Origin of the sequence: Nitratireductor sp. (assembly GCF_017794765.1) — a bacterium.
In the GTDB taxonomy this organism is placed as follows: Bacteria; Pseudomonadota; Alphaproteobacteria; order Rhizobiales; family Rhizobiaceae; genus Nitratireductor.
In genome coordinates, this window is sequence record NZ_CP051236.1 from 2,605,808 (window position 1) to 2,623,163 (window position 17,356).

The window sequence follows — 17,356 nt, forward strand, 5'->3', positions numbered from 1 at the left end:
CCAAACGGTCGATCCCCGATTCACGCAGTTCTTCTAGGACGCGGAAGAAGAGGATGAAAATCAACAAGTCTTTCACTTCGTATCAAGCCAGAAAGGCTGCTTTGCGATGCCCCTGCCTCATGTCTTTGAGCGACGCGCCTTGAGCCCCGCCAACCGGTCGCGCAGACGCTTTCCCAGCCCCTCCCGGTTGGACTGTCGGGCACGGCCAAAAGCCAGCGCGTCGGCGGGCACGGACTCTGTGATCACGCTGCCCGACGCCACATAGGCGCCCGCACCGATAGTGACCGGTGCAACCAGAGATGAATTGGTCCCGACGAACGCCCCAGGTTCAATATCGGTGAAATGTTTTGAGAAACCGTCATAATTGCAGGTGATGGTGCCTGCACCCAGATTGGCCTTCGCCCCCACGCGCGCATCACCCACATAGGACAGATGCGGGATCTTGGCACCCGGTTCCACGCGCGCTTTCTTGATCTCGACGAAATTGCCAACCTTCGCGCCATCCATGATCTCGGCTCCCGGACGCAAGCGCGCGAAGGGGCCAATAGAGGCGCCCGTATCGACACGGGCTTCCTCAAGATGAGAATTGGCTTTGAGGGTGACGTTCTCTCCGATCGTCACACCAGGACCGAAGAAAACATTCGGCTCGATGACCGTGTCGCGACCGATGACGGTGTCATGCGAAAAATAGACGGTTTCGGGTGCGATCAGGGTCACACCGTCAAGCATCACCGCGTTGCGGCGACGCTGTTGCCAGATTGCTTCTGCTGCAGCAAGTTCGGCGCGATTGTTGATGCCGAGCGCGCTTTCATAGTCGGCCTCGATCGCGCGCACCGTCAATCCTTGCGCGGTTGCGATCTCGACGATGTCCGTCAGGTAATATTCGCCCTTGGCGTTGTCGTTACCAATGGCCTCTAGAAGTTTGAGTGCCTGGTTTCCTGCAATCCCCATTGCACCGCCATTGCAGAAGGTGATGCAACGCTCCTCGTCGGTACAGTCCTTCTCTTCGCGGATTGCAATCAATGCCTCGCCATCTTCGATCAGCCGCCCATAGCCGGTGGGCTGCTCGGTGCGAAATCCCATGACGACAACGTCTACACCATCCGAAAGCCCCGCGCGCAGCGCCTCAAGAGCCTCTAGCGAGATAAGCGGTGTATCGCCAAAGGTGACGAGAACATCGTCGTAACCGCGGGCAATCGCAGCGCGTGCCGCCAGCACTGCGTGACCAGTGCCCAGCCGCTCCGATTGAACGAATGTCTCGGCACCGGGAGCAAAGCCTTCGGCTGCACGTGTCACCGCCTCGGCGCCATGCCCCACAACCAGCGCCTTGTCGCCGGCACCCGCTGCATCGAGCGCCCGGGTCACATGGCCTAGCATCTCCAGCCCGGCAATTCTGTGCAGCACTTTTGGCGTGGCGCTTTTCATGCGCGTGCCCTCGCCCGCTGCGAGAATAACCGAAAGGCAGGTGCGTTCGCTCATGGATTGATGCCCGTAATGCTTTTGACGATTCGTCTTTTCTTAGCATCCTGCCCTTACGGCACCAATCCACTCTCAGCCGAGTTTACCAAGCGCTGGAAAGGTTTCAAGAAGCCAGAAGGCCATGGATTGCATGCCGCCGGTTAAGAAAAGAACACCGGCCAGCACAAGCAAACCACCCATCACCTTCTCCACACGCCCCAGATGCATGCGGAAGCGGGAAAGGAATCGCATGAAGCTTCCTGAGAACAGCGCTGCGAGAAGAAAGGGCACACCAAGGCCCAGTGAGTAGACCGCCAGAAGCAATGCGCCATCGGCCACGGTTTCGCGCCCACCAGCCAGTGTCAGGATCGGGCCGAGCACCGGACCGATGCACGGCGTCCATCCGAATGCGAAGGCCAGCCCCATCACATAAGCGCCGATTTTGGTAGCCGGTTTTCCGCCCGCCTGTATGCGCGCCTCGCGCGACAGGAACGGAATGCGCAACACACCAAGGAAATTGAGCCCCATGATGATAATGACGATGCCCGCTACGATGGCGAGTTCCTGCTGCCATGTCCGCAGGACGGCGCCAATGGTAGACGCGCCGGCCCCCAAAAGCACAAAGACCGTGGTGAAGCCAAGCACGAATGAAAGAGATGCGGAGAAGAGCGCAAAGCGCGTGGTGTTCGTGGAGGAAGGACTGGCCTTGCCAGCCCCCTCACCCTGGAACTGCTCAACCGAAACGCCGGCCATGTAGCACAGATAAGGCGGGACGAGCGGCAACACGCAGGGTGAAAGAAATGACAGTGCTCCAGCACCCGCCGCGCTTAAATATCCGACATCAATCGCCATGCTTCGTCTCAAACTGAAAGCGCTAACCCGCGCGTCTTTGAATGCGTACCCCCCTATAAGCAGACGCACTCACACACGCCAATCACCTTTGCGTGGCATACCGTCGCGATGGATGCCCTGCATCACATCGGGGTGCGGAATGATACTTTCAATCTGGATAGTGAAATTTTTTGGTGAGCGCGCAGGGGCTCGAACCCTGGACCTACTGATTAAAAGTCAGTTGCTCTACCAACTGAGCTACGCGCTCCCGCCGGGTTCGAAGGAACCCCGGAAATTGCGGCGGAACATAGAGAGGGGCTTATCTGCGGTCAACCGGAAAAAAGCGTCTTTCGCCCGACTTTTTTGTTCCCGTGTCAAAGCGCCCTGTCCACAAGGGATTCACGTCGTGCTAAGCGTCCTGCGCACCGCATCACGCCAGCCCTTCAGCCTGTTCTCGCGTTCGGCAGCATCCATCTGCGGGCAGAACTGACGGTCAAGCTTCCAGCCGGCAGCGAATTCCCGGGCGCCAGGCCAGACACCGGCCCGCGATCCCGCAAGCCATGCAGCACCCAGAGCCGTGGTTTCGAGTTGAGTCGGCCTGTCGACCGGAGCGTCCAGCATGTCGGCCAGGAATTGCAGCATCCAGTCGCTGGCAACCATGCCGCCATCGACCCGCAGCACCGTATCGCTCGCCCCGTCCTGCCAGTCCTTGCGCATGGCATCGAGCAGGTCGCGTGTCTGGTATGCGACCGATTCGAGCGTTGCGCGTGCGAATTCAGCCGGGCCCGAATTGCGTGTCAGGCCGTAGATCGCCCCGCGCGCTTCCGCATCCCAGTGCGGGGCCCCAAGCCCGACAAAGGCAGGAACGAGATAAAGCTGCTGCGTACGGTCTGCTTTGGCGGCCAGAGCGCCCGAATCGGCAGCCTTGCCGATGATCTTCAACCCGTCGCGCAGCCACTGGACGGCAGCACCGGCAACAAAGATCGAGCCTTCAAGCGCGTAGGTCGTCTCGCCATTCAACCGGTATGCAATGGTGGTGAGGAGACGGTTTTTGGAGGACACCATCGTCTGCCCGGTGTTGAGCACGGCAAAGCAACCGGTGCCATAGGTTGCCTTGAGCATGCCAGGCTCGAAACAGGCCTGACCGATGACGGCTGCCTGCTGGTCGCCGGCAACGCCGAGAATCGGTATCGCCGCGCCGAATAGCTTCTTCTCGGTGACGCCAAAATTGTCCGCACTGTCCTTCACCTCGGGCAAGAGTGCCTTCGGCACACGCAAAATTTTCAGGAGTTCGTCATCCCAGGCATTGGTCTCGATGTTGAACAAAAGCGTGCGCGAGGCATTCGTGGCGTCCGTGACATGCGCCCTGCCGCCCGTCAGCCGCCAGATCAGAAACGTGTCGATGGTGCCGGCAAGGAGTTCGCCCTTTTCCGCCCGTTCACGCGCCCCCTCAACCTCATCAAGGATCCAGGCGAGTTTGGTTCCGGAAAAATAGGGATCGAGAAGCAGGCCGGTTTTTTGCGTGAAGGTTTTCTCCAGATCATCCGCCTTCAGCTTTTCGCACATGGGGGCCGTGCGACGGTCCTGCCAGACAATGGCGTTGTGGATCGGCTTGCCGGTTTCGCGGTCCCACACAACGATGGTTTCGCGCTGATTGGTGATCCCGATGGCTGCCACATCAGACGCTTCCAGCTTCGCCTTGCGCAGGGCGCTGCGCGCGGTCGACACAACACCCTTCCAGATGTCTTCGGGATCGTGCTCCACCCAGCCAGAATTCGGGTAGTGCTGCTGAAATTCCTTCTGCCCGGTCGCCACCGGCTTCATTGAAGCATCAAACACGATTGCCCGGCTGGATGTCGTGCCCTGGTCTATCGCCAATACAAAACCGCTCATTGGTCCTCCGGATCGGTCTGAAGCTCTTTGGCAAACGGGGAGCCGGGCGTGCCGGCTCCCCGTCCATTTTGATGCCATTCAGGCGTGTTGCAACCGGCTCTACTGCCAGCGCTTGACGATTTCCTCGTAAACGATGGTCTCGCCCTGGGGCTTTTCGTTTTCGAGTTTGGCTTTTGCGCCGCCCTTACCGATCCACTCGGACGGATCCTTTTCCTCGTTCAAGCGTGGACCGCAACCGCCATAGACATTGGCGCTTTCGTCAGCGGCCTGCATACGGGCCATGGTGATATCCATTTCACCGGCCAGTCGATCCATCGCCTCCTGCGGGGTGAAGGCGCCGGAATTCACGTCGCCGATCTGCTGCCACCAGATCTGGGCGAGCTTTGGATAGTCCGGCACATTGACGCCCGTGTCCGTCCACAGAACCCGATCCGGCGAGCGATAGAACTCGACGAGACCGCCGAGCTTCGGAGAGCGCTCGGTGAAGGATTCGTGATTCACCGTGGAATCTCGAATGATCGTGAGACCGACATGGCTCTTCTTCACGTCCACCGTTTTCGAGGTGACGAACTGGGCGTAGAGCCAGGCCGCCTTGCGACGATCGACGGGTGTGGACTTGAACAGCGTCCAGGAGCCCACATCCTGATAGCCGAGCTTCATGCCCTCTTCCCAGTAGGGGCCATGCGGTGACGGTGCCATCTTCCAGAGCAGATTGCCTTCGTCATCGACGGTGTTGTTGCCCTCGCTCTTCGGCTTCACCATATCGGCAGTGAAGGCGGTGTACCAGAATATCTGCTGGGCGACGTTGCCCTGGCTGAGCGCCGGCAGCGACTGGTAGAAGTCGAGGTCGGCGGCACCGGGCGGCGCATACTGGCGCAGCCACTCATCCCATTTGCGGATGGCGTAGACGGCGGCAGGTCCATTTGCGGCACCACCACGGCTAACGGAGGCGCCGGCAGGGTTGCACGACCCCTCCTCCATGCGGATGCCCCATTCATCGATCGGGCGGCCATTGGGCAGGCCTTTGGAACCGGCACCGGCCATGGAGAGCCAGGCATCGGTCATGCGCCAGCCGAGATCCGGTGCCCGCTTGCCGTAATCCATGTGACCGTAAACACGAACGCCGTCGATTTCCTTTACGTCATTGGTGAAGAAATCAGCGATGTCCTCATAGGCCGACCAGTTGACTGGAACGCCCAGCTCGTAACCGTATTTCTCCTTGAATTTCTCTTTAATTTCAGGACGATCGAACCAGTCTTTCCGGAACCAGTAGAGATTGGCGAACTGCTGATCAGGCAGTTGCCAGAGCTTGCCGTCCGGTCCCGTAGCAGAGGCGACGCCGATAAAATCCTCAAGATCGAGGGTCGGAGACGTGACGTCTGCACCCTCGCCTTCCATCCAGTCGGTGAGGTTGACTGCACTTTGCAGGCGCGAATGCGTGCCCACGAGGTCTGCATCGTTGACATAGGCATCATAGAGGTTGCGGTTGGTCTGCATCTGGGTCTGTACGGCCTGCACCACCTCGCCTTCGCCCAGAAGCTGGTGGTTGACCTTGATGCCCGTGATCTCCTGAAATGCCCTGGTCAGCGTTTCGGACTCGTAGGAATGGGTAGGGATGGTCTCGGAGAGTACGTTGATCTCCATTCCCTGAAACGGTTCCGCTGCCTTGATGAACCATTCCATTTCCGCCAGCTGCTCCTCACGGCTGAGAGAGGAAGGCTGGAATTCACTGTCGATCCACTTTTCCGCAGCCGCCATGTCCGCCATCGCCTGGCCGGGCAGCCAGAGCAAGGCAAGCGCTGCGACAGAAGTCTTCAAATGCGCTTTCATTTCAAACTCCTCCTCCTGTTTCCACATTCACGGTGTGAACATGGTCTGGCGGTTGTAGAGCCCGTTTCGAGACCCCTGTCCGCCGGTTCGCGGGACGCCTTGCGCCCCGCTTTGCTTTGTCCGGGACCTACACCCAGCGGAAGACCGCGTAGGCATAGACCAGAGACAAAATCGTGCCGCCCCAAAGCGGCATGTCGGACAACCCAAGCCATCCCAGGTGGATAAAGGCGCTGCCCAGCAATGAGATGAAAAGACGGTCGCCCCTTGTGGTGTCGAGACCAAGAACGCCGTGCCGTGGCCCGCCTCCAGGGCTTGCCCACTCCCAGATCGTCATGGCGCACAGAAACGCGAAGATGACGAGGAAGAATGCGGCCGTCTGCCACGTCCAGGCCATCCATGTGAGATCGAGCCAATGGGGCATCATTTTCTCCCTACACGCGCCCGAGGGCAAAGCCCTTGGCGATGTAATTGCGTACGAACCAGATCACGATCGCGCCCGGGATGATCGTCAACACGCCGGCAGCCGCCAGAAGGCCCAGCTCGTAACCGGATGTGCTGGCGGTGCGGGTCATCACGGCGGCGATCGGCTTGGCGGCGACGGAGGTCAGTGTCTTGGCCAGAAGCAGTTCCACCCATGAGAACATGAAGCAGAAAAAGGCCGTGACCCCGATACCCGACGCGATCAGCGGCATGAAGATCTTCACGAAGAAGCGCGGAAACGAATATCCGTCGATATAGGCCGTCTCGTCGATCTCCTTGGGCACGCCAGACATGAAGCCTTCGAGGATCCAGACCGCCAGCGGAATGTTGAAGAGGCAATGCGCGAGCGCCACGGCCCAGGGCGTATCGAACAGGCCGACGGCGGAATAAAGCTGATAGAACGGAAGGGCGAAAACCGCCGGCGGCGCCATTCGATTGGTCAGAAGCCAGAAGAACAGGTGCTTGTCACCCAGAAAACGATAGCGCGAGAACGCATAGGCAGCAGGTAGCGCGAAGGCGACAGAAATCACAGTGTTTATAAGAACATAACTGATGGAGCTGATGTAACCGTTGTACCAGACGGGATTGGTGAGAATCTCCACATAACTGTCGATGGTGAAGTTCTTCGGCCAAGGGCTAAAGCCACCAAGTATCTCGTTGGTCGTCTTGAACGACATGTTCACGAGCCAGTAGATCGGCAGAAGCAGGAAGATGATGTAGAGCGTTGGAACGAGCCAGCGGGTCACTCTCATTGGTCTTCTCCCCGGGTCATCAGCGTGTAGAAGATCCAGCTCACCAGAAGTGTCATCAGAAAATAGATGATGCTCATGGCGGCAGCGATGCCGAGATTGAACTCACCAAGCGCCGCCTTCACCAGATCGATGGACAGGAAGGTCGTGGCATTGCCCGGCCCACCGCCGGTCAAGACGAAGGGCTCGGTGTAGATCATAAAGGAATCCATGAAGCGCAGGAGAATTGCGATCGTCAGAACGCGGTTCATCTTGGGCAGCTGGATGTAACGGAAGACCGACCAGCGCGACGCGCCATCGATCTTGGCTGCCTGGTAATAAGCCTCCGGGATGGAACGCAGGCCCGCGTAGGCCAGCAGCACCACGAGAGACGTCCAGTGCCAGACATCCATCAGGACCACCGTGAACCAGGCGGAGATGGGCTGGCGAGTAAAATTGTAGGGGATGCCGAGTGCATTGAGCCCATAGCCGAGAAGGCCGATATCCGGCAGGGCCATGATATTCCACATGGCGCCCACCACATTCCACGGGATGAGCAGCGGCAGTGCCATCAGCACGAGGCAGACCGACACCCAGGGGCCAGAACGGGGCATGGTGAGAGCGATGGCAACACCAAGCGGCACCTCGATGAGCAGGATGATCCCAGTGAAGAGAAACTGCCGGAACAGCGAGGCATGAAAACGCTCGGAAGTGAGCACGTCCTCATACCATTTCGTTCCCTCGAAGAAGAACAGATTGTTGCCGAAGGTTTCCTGTACCGAGTAGTTCACAACGGTCATCAGTGGGATGATGGCATTAAAGGCCACCAGCAACAGGACCGGCAGGACGAGAAACCAGGCGCGGTTGTTCCATGTCTTGGTCATGCCGCCCCTCCCTGACGCGCGGAGACTGGATCAACGCGCCATGAATCCGCATAAATGTTGACACCTGCGGGATCGAAACTGATGTGTGGTTCGCCTGGCAGGGCAGCACCTTCGGGAACGATCGCCGCCACGGTCTCTCCCTCGACGGTCGCATGAACGATCTTGCGCCGCCCGGTATCTTCCACGCGCACGATCTTAGCGGGGATGCCCTTTTCGCCAATACGCACATACTCCGGACGCACACCCAGCTCCATCCTCGCATCCCGCATTTCCGGGATCTGCCCTTCCAGAGCGATGGAATGGTCGCCGATATGAGCGCCCTGCCCGTCGATCCGGACGGGAAGAACATTCATGCCCGGAGAGCCTATGAAATAGCCGACAAAGGTGTGGTTGGGGCGCTCAAAAAGCTCTTCCGGCGTGCCGATCTGAACAATCTCGCCCTCATTCATGACCACGACCTGATCGGCGAAGGTGAGCGCCTCGGTCTGATCATGGGTGACATAGACCATGGTGAAGGCAAAACGCCGGTGCAGTTCCTTCAACTGAGAGCGCAACACCCATTTCATATGCGGGTCGATCACCGTCAGCGGCTCGTCGAAGAGAATGGCGCTCACATCGGAGCGAACCAGCCCGCGGCCGAGCGCGATCTTCTGTTTGTCGTCGGCGGTCAGACCCTTGGCTTTCTGATCGGCCCGGTCTGCCAGATCGATCATGGTGAGCGTCTCGCGCACCCGCCGTTCGATCTCGTCGGCCGCAACGCCGCGATTGCGCAGGGGAAAGGCAAGATTCTGGTAGACCGTCATCGTGTCGTAAACGACCGGAAACTGGAACACCTGCGCGATATTGCGGGCTTCGGTGGACAGGTCCGTCACATTCTGCCCATCGAACAGTATCTCGCCCTCCGTCGGACGCAGGAGGCCCGAAATGATGTTCAAAAGCGTGGTCTTGCCGCAACCCGATGGACCGAGCAACGCATAGGCCCCGCCATCGTCAAACGTGTGGTGGACCCGCTTCAGGGCATAATCGTCATCGCTCGCAGGGTTGGGCAGATAGGCGTGGCGGATGTTGTTGAGATCAATTCGCGCCATTCCCGCCTCCTATGCAGCCCGGCTGTTGCCGGTCGTGACACGCCGGTTCGCCTTATCGAACACCAGCATGTGGCGCGTATCGATGAACACATCGACGGTTTCGCCCACCTCCAGACGGTGAATGCCCTCTTCCAGCATCACCCATCGGTGGCCCGCGAAATCAAGATGAACGAAACTTTCAGACCCGGTGATTTCGGTCACCGACACACTGGCACGAACACAAACTGCATTGGGCTCGCGAGGCGCAAGAGAAAGGTGATGCGGCTGGAAGCCAAGCGTGTACGGACCGTCGGGCGCACTTTCGTGGCCCTGCGGCACAGGCAACTGAACAGTATTGTCGAGTGAAAAATGTCCGCCCGCCTTTGACACCGAAACCGTATTCAAAGGTGGGTCGGAGAAGGTGCGCGCGGTCACGAGATCGACCGGTTTGCGGAACACGTCGATGGTTGGCCCGAACTGCGTCAACCGGCCCTGGCTGAGGGTCGCGGTATTTCCACCAAGAAGCAGCGCTTCGCTGGGCTCGGTGGTGGCGTAGACGAAGATGGCGCCGGACGCTGCAAATATCTTCGGCAATTCGGCACGCAGCTCTTCTCGAAGCTTGTAATCCAGATTGGCCAGCGGTTCATCCAGAAGCACGAGACGCGCTTCCTTGACCATGGCGCGGGCCAGCGCCGTGCGCTGCTGCTGACCGCCGGAAAGCTCCAGCGGCGTCCGACCCAGATGCGGTGTCAGGTGCAGAAGACCGGCGGCCTGCCGTACCTTCTCCTCGATGACCCGTTTTTCCAAGCCCGCGACACGCAGCGGGGATGCGATGTTTTCGTAAACCGACATCGCCGGATAGTTGATGAACTGCTGGTAGACCATGGCGACGCTGCGCTTCTGGACGGGGATGCCGGTAACATCCTCTCCTTCCATCCAAACACTTCCGGATGTGGGCCGATCGAGCCCGGCCATGAGCCGCATCAGGCTGGTTTTGCCAGCAAGCGTCGGTCCGAGCAGCACATTGAGTGAGCCCGGCTCCAGCCGCAGCGAAACATCATCTATGTGCGTTTCGCCGGAAACGACCTTTGAAACATTGCGCAGTTCAAGCATGTCCTCCCCCAGCGTTGGCCGCCTGGTCTTGCATTCCCGAAATCTCACGCATGTAATTGTCGACTTCTGCCGCCTCCTCCGGCGTCAGCCGCAAACCGCGCTTGGTTCTGCGCCAAAGCACATCCTCCCCACTGACCGCCCATTCATGAGCGGCCAGATAGCGCAATTCAGTTTCGTAAAGATCGACGCCGAAATGCCGTCCGAGATCGCCCAGCGATTGAGCATCCCCGAGAATCTCTCGGGCACAGAGGCCGTAAAGCCTGACTAGCCGGGCCGCATGATGACGATCGAGAAACGCGTAGTCGCGCAGCAGCGCTTCTACCTGCGCTTCATAACCGTCAAAAGCGAACTCGCCACCCGGTAGCGTGGCCGAATGGGTCCATGGTCGACCTTTTGCGCCGATGGATTCGGCGATTTTCTCCAGCGCAGATTCAGCCAGCTTGCGATAAGTCGTTATCTTGCCGCCGAACACATGCACCATGGGCGCCCCACCCCGCGCAGTCTCCGATTTCAGCACATAATCCCGCGTAGCTTCCTGCGCTTTCGAGGCGCCGTCATCAAACAGCGGACGCACGCCGGAATACGTCCACACGATATCGTCGCGTCTTACCGGTTCGGCAAAATACTCGCTGGCGGCAGCGCACAGATAATCGATCTCGCTGTCGCTGATCGCGACCTCCCTGGGGTCGCCTTCATAGTCCTGATCGGTGGTACCAATGAGCGTGAATTCGCCCTCATAGGGTATGGCAAAGATGATCCGCCCATCGGCGTTCTGGAAGAAATAGGCGCGAGGATCGTCGAACTTTCCCCGAACAACGATGTGACTGCCCTTCACCAGACGCACATTTTGAACGTCATTCTGACCGAGCACCCCCGAAATGACATGATCGACCCACGGGCCGGCGGCATTGACGAGGTAGCGCGCACGCACTGTTTCTTTCTCACCCGTCAAAAGGTTCTGAATCCGGATTTTCCAGATACCGTTTTCGTCTTCTGCTGAAACCACGCGTGTGCGCACCCGCACATCGGCACCCCGGTCGGCAGCGTCCCGGGCATTGAGTACGACAAAGCGGGCATCGTTGACCCAGCAATCGGAATACTCGAACGCCCGGCGATAGGACTCTTTTAGCGGCTCTCCGGCCGCATCGGTGCGCATGTCGAGCGTGCGGGTCTTGGGAAGCAGCTTCCTTCCGCCGATATGATCATAGATAAAAAGCCCGATGCGGATGAGCCAGGCCGGCCGCAGGCCCTTGTGCAAGGGCAGAACGAAACGCATGGGCCAGATGATGTGCGGCGCGTTGCGCCACAGTATCTCACGCTCCATCAGAGCTTCGCGAACGAGACGAAACTCGTAATATTCGAGATAGCGCAGCCCGCCGTGAATGAGCTTGGTAGAGCCTGATGAGGTCCCGCTCGCCAGGTCGTTCATTTCCGCCAGAAACACGGAGTACCCACGCCCGACAGCATCGCGGGCGATGCCGCATCCATTGATCCCGCCGCCAATGACGAACACGTCGAAAATCTCGGAACGGGCGAACTTGGAAGCGGGCACGCGTTTCTCCCCTGCCTCTCGGATCACAGGAAACTTTCCTGCCTTGGAGATAAAAGAATTATTTCGAAAGAAAAATGAATGTCAAACGAAAATCATTATTCGTTAACATTCTGTCTCGATCAACCGGACACCCACCTCTTCGCAGAGCCCCCGCATGGCCGGCAGAGGGCAACGGTCCGTGATGAATGTGTCGACCTGGGACAAGTGACCGATCCGAACCGGCGCACCACGTTCGAACTTGGTGGAATCCGAAACCAGGATCACGTGCCGCGCATTGGCGATGATGGCCTGCGCCACCTTCACCTCGCGAAAATCGAAATCGTAGAGCGCGCCATCCGGATCGATGGAAGAGACACCAATGACCGCGTAGTCGACCTTGAACTGACGGATGAAATCAACCGCAGCTTCGCCAACGATCCCGCCATCCGATCCGCGCACCACACCACCGGCAATGATGACTTCGAACGAAGGAAAAACCCGCATCCTATTGGCAACATTTATATTATTTGTGATGACCATGAGACCTTCATGATCAAGAAGCGCATCACTTACGGCCTCAGTGGTGGTACCGATATTCACAAAAAGCGACGCTCTGTCGGGGATGATCCGCGCCGCTGCCTGGCCTATCGCCCGTTTTTCCTCCGAGGCGATTTTGCGCCGCGCTTCATATTCCATGTTTTCTATCCCGGAAGGCAGGAGGGCTCCGCCGTGAATCCGGGTCAGGAGGCGTCGATCGCAAAGCTCGTTGAGATCACGCCGTATCGTCTGCGGTGTCACACCGAATTGTTCGGCTAAATCGTCGACCAGAACGCGGCCATGCTCCTTTGCCTGCTCGAGGATTTCTGCCAGCCGTGGCGTCAAGAAGGAAGGGTTCATCGGGATCTCAATGTTCGTTTTGGCAATTTAATTCTAAAAACGAAAATAGAGCAAGGTCTCTGCGACCCCAATCGCCCCCAAAACACATTGCAGTCATAGCGGCCGTCATCACGCGTGAAACCATTCCCGCGCGCACCTCGTGACTTCAAACCGGACTGAAATGCGGGACTGTCTCAATGAAAAAGTCGGTCACGCTCAGAAATGGGAGAACCGCAAAATGAAAAACTTTCTGCCGACCATCACGCTGACACTGCTTGCACCTGTTTTCGCTTTCGCAGGCGAAGCAGAAATCCGCGCGGCGCAATCCTCCATCAGAAACCAGATCGAAGCCTTTCGGGCCGGCGACGATGCGCGGGCCTACACCTATGCCGCACCGAATATCAGGGAGCTCTTTCCGACGGTCGACCGGTTCATGGAGATGGTCACACGTGGCTATCAACCGGTCTACCGTCCCCGCAGCTTAACTTTCGGCAAAGCGATCGAACCGGATGCAACAACCGTTGTCCAGCGCGTACTGACGACCGGCCCGAACGGCAAAAGCCATGAGGCAGTCTACACATTGAAACGACAGCCCGACGGCACCTATCGGATCTCAGCTGTCAGCTTGAGAGAGGCAGCAGACTTCGCGATCTGACGTGCGCAAAAACATGAGCCGGGTTGCCGGACACGTTAGCGCTTGAAATCAGGGAGACTCTTGAAAGCCCTCTTCAAAGCGTCGGACCAGCCCTCCGAGATTTCCCGCAGATAGGGATCGTCGGCTTCGATACGCTTTTCGTAGCCGATGCGGAATGTGTCGTTCTTATAGTATAAAAGATCGATTGGCAGGCCGACGGACAGGTTGGACTTCAGCGTGGAATCGAAGGAAACCAACAGGAGCTTCACCGTTTCCTCCAGGCTCATGGCCGGATCGAACGCACGCACCAGAATGGGTTTGCCATATTTGGTCTCGCCAATCTGGAAGAACGGCGTATCGGCGCTCACCTCGATGAAATTCCCCTCCGGGTAAATCAGGAACAGGCGCGGTGCCATGCCGCGGATCTGGCCGCCGAGGATGAAGGAGGCACCGAAAGCGTCAGCACTCTGTCCGACGGGCGCCGACTGACGGATAACTTCCTTAACCGTATCACCGACCAGACGGGCCGCCTGATACATGGACGGCGTTTCGATCATGGACGGGGTTCGTTCATCGGGCGCCTTGGTGCGCTCGTCGAGCAGGCTGACCACGGCCTGCGTGGTTGCCAGATTACCCGCCGAAAGCAGCACCAAAACGCGGTCGTCCGGCTTTTGCCAGCAATGCATCTTGCGAAAGGTGGAAATGTTGTCCACGCCGGCATTCGTCCGCGTGTCCGACATGAACACCAGGCCATGCTGCGTTTTCAGCCCGACGCAATAGGTCATCTGGACCGTGCCTCATTCAGATTCGTTCAGAAAGACTACTGCTCCACCGTGATCTGAACCGCAAGCTCTTCCTGAGCCTGGCCGATCCGGATCCCCATCACAGGCATCGCATCGCGGTAGTCACGGCCCGTAGCAACGCGGACATAACGGTCGTCTGCCGAAATTCCGTTGGAGCAGTCAAAGGCCACCCACCCGAGCCCCTCTAGATGCGCCTCGGCCCAGGCGTGGCTCGCGGCCTGATCATCACTGTCATCCATCCGCAGATACCCGCTTACATACCGCGCCGGAAAGCCCATCAGTCGAGCAGACGTCAGAAAAATATGCGTATGATCCTGGCAGACGCCTTCACCATTTTCGATTGCATCCTCCGCCGTGGTGGCTGCATCCGTCACCCCGACCCGATAGGCAACACGCTCGCGCACCTCACTCATAAGCGCGTGCAGACGTTCTACATCCGTGGCGCCTGTGATATCCCGCACGAGTGCTGATACGCCACGTCCAACTGTGCAAAGGGCGGTCTGCTGCTCAAATAGCCATAGCGGAGCGAGCCCCTGGTGTTTGCCCGTGACGCCTGCAGTGTCACGGGTTTCCACGACACCCGATGCTTCGAGCGTAATCGTGTTCTGCCCGCCTTCTATGCTCACCAGCCGCGTGTCATTCCCGAACCCGTCGATGAATTGCGCTTCCTGTGTTGCGCCTTCAGTATTCAGCGACCACTCGAGCACGTCCTGGGTCGGGCCACTTTGAGGGCACAACCGAAGGCGCTGCAACGCATAGGAAAGAGGCGCATCATAGCGATATTCCGTGCGGTGCGTGATTTTCAGACGCATCGGACTGCCCTCAGTAGAAGCGGAAATCTGTCGCGATCTGATTGCCCAAAGCGGCATTATCGCGGATGAAATCGCTCAGGAATTCGTGCAAGCCTTCATCGAATATATCCGAAACTGCGGCCGTTTTCAGTTTCTCGTACTTGGCATCAGCCATCTCGTTGCAACGTTGTCGCACACCATATTCATCTGCCAGATAGCCCAAAGAATCGCAGATTTGCCGGTAACAAAACGCCAGGGAGCGCGGCATACGCCGGTTCAATATCAGATAATCGGCGATGTTCGCCGGATTGAAATCGCCTTCATGGGTCCAGCGGTATGACCGCAAGGCAGAAACCGAACGCAAGATCGTTTGCCACTGGATGTTATCGAGTGGGGAACCGACCCAAGCAGCTGATGGCAGCAGCACATAGTATTTGACATCGAGTATGCGGGAAGTGTTGTCGGCGCGTTCGATCATCGTACCCATTTGCGCGAAATCGAAGATCTCGTTGCGCAACATGGTGCCCTGAAATGCACCGCGTATAAGTGCGGTTTCGCGTTTGACCGCATCGAGAACGGCAGGCAGGTCCTGCTCGTCCACTCGGCGCTTTAGCATGCGATGCATGGCCATCCACGCTTCGTTGACACTCTCCCAAGTTTCCCGCGTCAGTGCGGTTCTCACCATCCGTGCATTCATGCGCGCCGTATCCATGCAGGACAGTACGCTCGAAGGGTTCGCCGTGTCCCGGAGCAGGAAATTTGTAACCGTGGCCGTATCGAACGTATCATTGTCCTGTTCGAACAAATCACGCACACCAGCGCTCGTGAGAACCGAGGCCCATTCGTCGGATGAGGCGCTTGTCTGCGTCAACGCCAGCCTCAGCCCGGTGTCGACCAGACGCGCCATATTCTCCGCCCGCTCGATGTAACGGGCCATCCAGTAAAGACCGTTGGCTGAACGTCCAAGAAGCATGTCAGCGCGCCCTAATCATCGAGAACCCAGGTATCCTTGGTGCCACCCCCTTGGGAGGAGTTGACCACGAGTGATCCCTTCTTCAATGCCACTCTCGTAAGTCCACCCGGTACGATCCGTATGCGATCCGACACGAGGACGAAGGGACGCAGATCCACATGGCGTGGCGCCAGCCCCTTGCTGGTCAGGATCGGACAGGTGGAGAGCGACAGCGTCGGCTGGGCGATGTAGTTTTTCGGGCGGGCCTTCAGTTTCTTTGCAAAAGCCGTCCTCTCCTTCTTCGAGGCCGCCGGTCCCACGAGCATGCCGTAACCACCGGATCCGTGGACTTCCTTGACCACCAGTTCGTCAAGATGCTCCAGAACATAAGCAAGGCTGTCCGGCTCTGAGCAGCGCCAGGTGGGCACATTGGGCAAAATCGCCTTGCGCCCTGTATAAAACTCCACAATATCGGGCATATAGGAATAGATCGCCTTGTCGTCGCATATCCCGGTCCCCGGAGCATTCGCAATGGTGATCTTGCCGGCGCGATAGACATCCATGATGCCCGGCACACCAAGGACCGAATCCGGCCGGAAGGTCAGCGGGTCGAGATAGTCGTCGTCAATCCTGCGATAGAGAACATCAATACGCCTGTAGCCCTGTGTGGTCCGCATGGCCACATGGCCGTCCACCACGCGGAGATCCGATCCCTCCACCAGTTCCACGCCCATCTGGTCGGCGAGGAAAGCGTGCTCGAAATAGGCTGAATTGAAGCTACCGGGCGTCAGAACGGCAATGGTAGGCTTTCCATCGCAAAGTTCCGGTTTAACGCAGGCGAGAGAATCGCGCAGGAGCTGCGGGTAGTTCTCAACCGGCCTCACCTTCACCTGCTGAAACAGCTCGGGAAAGAGCTGCATCATGGTCTCCCGGTTTTCCAGCATATAGGAGACCCCGGAAGGGGTGCGGGCATTGTCTTCCAGAACGAAGAAATCGTTTTCACCTGTGCGCACAATGTCGACACCGGTGATGTGGGTGTAGACCCCTCCAGGTGGTTTTACGCCGATCATTTCCGGCAAGAACGCCTCATTGCCGGAGATGATTTCGCGGGGTATGCGCCCCGCACGCAGAATTTCCTGTCGATGATAGATGTCTTCGAGAAACGCATTGAGCGCCTGAACACGCTGCTCGATACCCTGGACCAGCCGGCGCCATTCCTTGCCGGAAATTATGCGTGGAACAATGTCGAACGGGATCAGCCGCTCCGCCGCCTCCTGATCGCCATAAACTGCAAAGGTGATACCGGTTCTGCGGAAAACCCGTTCCGCGTCGCCCGCCTTCTGCTTCAGGCGTTTGGCATCCTGCCGGTCAAACCAGCTCTGGTAATCTTCGTAGGGATCTCGGGCCTGGCCCCCCAGGCGCATCTCGTCAAATGGCGTCAAGAAATGCTCCTCTCAGGAGTATTTCAGCGGGGAAGCCGGAAAA

16 protein-coding genes and 1 tRNA gene are annotated in these 17,356 nt (G+C 58.3%); 1 reads left to right on the forward strand and 16 read right to left on the reverse strand.

What is annotated here, in order from left to right; genetic code table 11:
- Positions 1 to 117: 117 nt before the first annotated feature.
- The 12 genes from glmU to HF949_RS12385 form a co-directional block, all read right to left on the reverse strand.
- Entirely contained in the window at positions 118 to 1,479 is a 1,362-nt protein-coding gene (gene glmU, locus HF949_RS12330; protein ID WP_292895691.1) for a bifunctional UDP-N-acetylglucosamine diphosphorylase/glucosamine-1-phosphate N-acetyltransferase GlmU, read from the reverse strand.
- A gap of 72 nt (positions 1,480 to 1,551) precedes the next feature.
- The gene (locus HF949_RS12335; protein ID WP_404933051.1) at positions 1,552 to 2,310 is read right to left on the reverse strand and encodes a cytochrome c biogenesis CcdA family protein; all 759 of its coding nucleotides are present in this window, start codon (positions 2,308 to 2,310) and stop codon (positions 1,552 to 1,554) included.
- Positions 2,311 to 2,481: 171 nt separating this feature from the next.
- Positions 2,482 to 2,557 (reverse strand) — tRNA-Lys (locus HF949_RS12340).
- 131 nt (positions 2,558 to 2,688) lie between these two features.
- Positions 2,689 to 4,182, reverse strand: coding sequence for a glycerol kinase GlpK (gene glpK, locus HF949_RS12345; RefSeq protein ID WP_292895695.1), 1,494 nt, complete (start codon positions 4,180 to 4,182; stop codon positions 2,689 to 2,691).
- Positions 4,183 to 4,281: 99 nt separating this feature from the next.
- Positions 4,282 to 6,012: an ABC transporter substrate-binding protein gene (locus HF949_RS12350; protein WP_292895697.1), complete on the reverse strand. Its 1,731-nt coding sequence runs from the start codon at positions 6,010 to 6,012 to the stop codon at positions 4,282 to 4,284.
- Positions 6,013 to 6,139: 127 nt separating this feature from the next.
- Entirely contained in the window at positions 6,140 to 6,433 is a 294-nt protein-coding gene (locus HF949_RS12355; RefSeq protein WP_441338408.1) for a DUF2160 domain-containing protein, read from the reverse strand.
- A gap of 10 nt (positions 6,434 to 6,443) precedes the next feature.
- Positions 6,444 to 7,244, reverse strand: coding sequence for a carbohydrate ABC transporter permease (locus tag HF949_RS12360; RefSeq protein WP_229446853.1), 801 nt, complete (start codon positions 7,242 to 7,244; stop codon positions 6,444 to 6,446).
- Entirely contained in the window at positions 7,241 to 8,104 is an 864-nt protein-coding gene (locus tag HF949_RS12365; RefSeq protein WP_292895703.1) for a carbohydrate ABC transporter permease, read from the reverse strand. Before HF949_RS12365 ends, HF949_RS12360 begins: the two co-directional genes overlap by 4 nt.
- Entirely contained in the window at positions 8,101 to 9,192 is a 1,092-nt protein-coding gene (locus HF949_RS12370; protein ID WP_292895705.1) for an ABC transporter ATP-binding protein, read from the reverse strand. The genes HF949_RS12365 and HF949_RS12370 overlap by 4 nt, the downstream gene beginning before the upstream one ends.
- Positions 9,193 to 9,201: 9 nt before the next feature.
- Positions 9,202 to 10,284 carry an ABC transporter ATP-binding protein gene (locus HF949_RS12375; RefSeq protein ID WP_292895706.1) on the reverse strand — a complete coding sequence of 361 codons (1,083 nt, stop codon included), beginning with the start codon at positions 10,282 to 10,284 and terminating at the stop codon, positions 9,202 to 9,204.
- Positions 10,277 to 11,836, reverse strand: a complete 1,560-nt coding sequence (glpD, locus tag HF949_RS12380) for a glycerol-3-phosphate dehydrogenase (protein WP_292895708.1) — start codon at positions 11,834 to 11,836, stop codon at positions 10,277 to 10,279. The genes HF949_RS12375 and glpD overlap by 8 nt, the downstream gene beginning before the upstream one ends.
- 102 nt (positions 11,837 to 11,938) lie before the next feature.
- Positions 11,939 to 12,712 (reverse strand): DeoR/GlpR family DNA-binding transcription regulator, encoded by a 774-nt coding sequence (locus HF949_RS12385; RefSeq protein WP_292895710.1) that lies wholly within the window; start codon positions 12,710 to 12,712, stop codon positions 11,939 to 11,941.
- Between the two features lie 217 nt (positions 12,713 to 12,929).
- Between HF949_RS12385 and HF949_RS12390 the strand changes: the two genes are divergently transcribed.
- Positions 12,930 to 13,346, forward strand: a complete 417-nt coding sequence (locus HF949_RS12390) for a DUF4864 domain-containing protein (RefSeq protein ID WP_292895712.1) — start codon at positions 12,930 to 12,932, stop codon at positions 13,344 to 13,346.
- A gap of 35 nt (positions 13,347 to 13,381) precedes the next feature.
- Here HF949_RS12390 and HF949_RS12395 read toward each other — a convergent pair whose 3' ends face one another.
- Genes HF949_RS12395 through HF949_RS12410 form a run of 4 tightly spaced genes read right to left on the reverse strand, consistent with a single transcriptional unit; the run spans position 13,382 to position 17,313 of the window.
- A complete protein-coding gene (locus HF949_RS12395; protein ID WP_292895713.1) occupies positions 13,382 to 14,110 on the reverse strand; it encodes a proteasome-type protease in 729 nt (242 codons plus the stop codon).
- 35 nt (positions 14,111 to 14,145) lie between these two features.
- Positions 14,146 to 14,940, reverse strand: a complete 795-nt coding sequence (locus HF949_RS12400) for a transglutaminase family protein (protein ID WP_292895715.1) — start codon at positions 14,938 to 14,940, stop codon at positions 14,146 to 14,148.
- Positions 14,941 to 14,950: 10 nt separating this feature from the next.
- Complete coding sequence (locus HF949_RS12405) at positions 14,951 to 15,892, reverse strand: alpha-E domain-containing protein (protein ID WP_292895717.1); 942 nt, start codon at positions 15,890 to 15,892, stop codon at positions 14,951 to 14,953.
- Positions 15,893 to 15,903: 11 nt separating this feature from the next.
- A complete protein-coding gene (locus tag HF949_RS12410; protein WP_292895719.1) occupies positions 15,904 to 17,313 on the reverse strand; it encodes a circularly permuted type 2 ATP-grasp protein in 1,410 nt (469 codons plus the stop codon).
- Positions 17,314 to 17,356 lie beyond the last annotated feature (43 nt).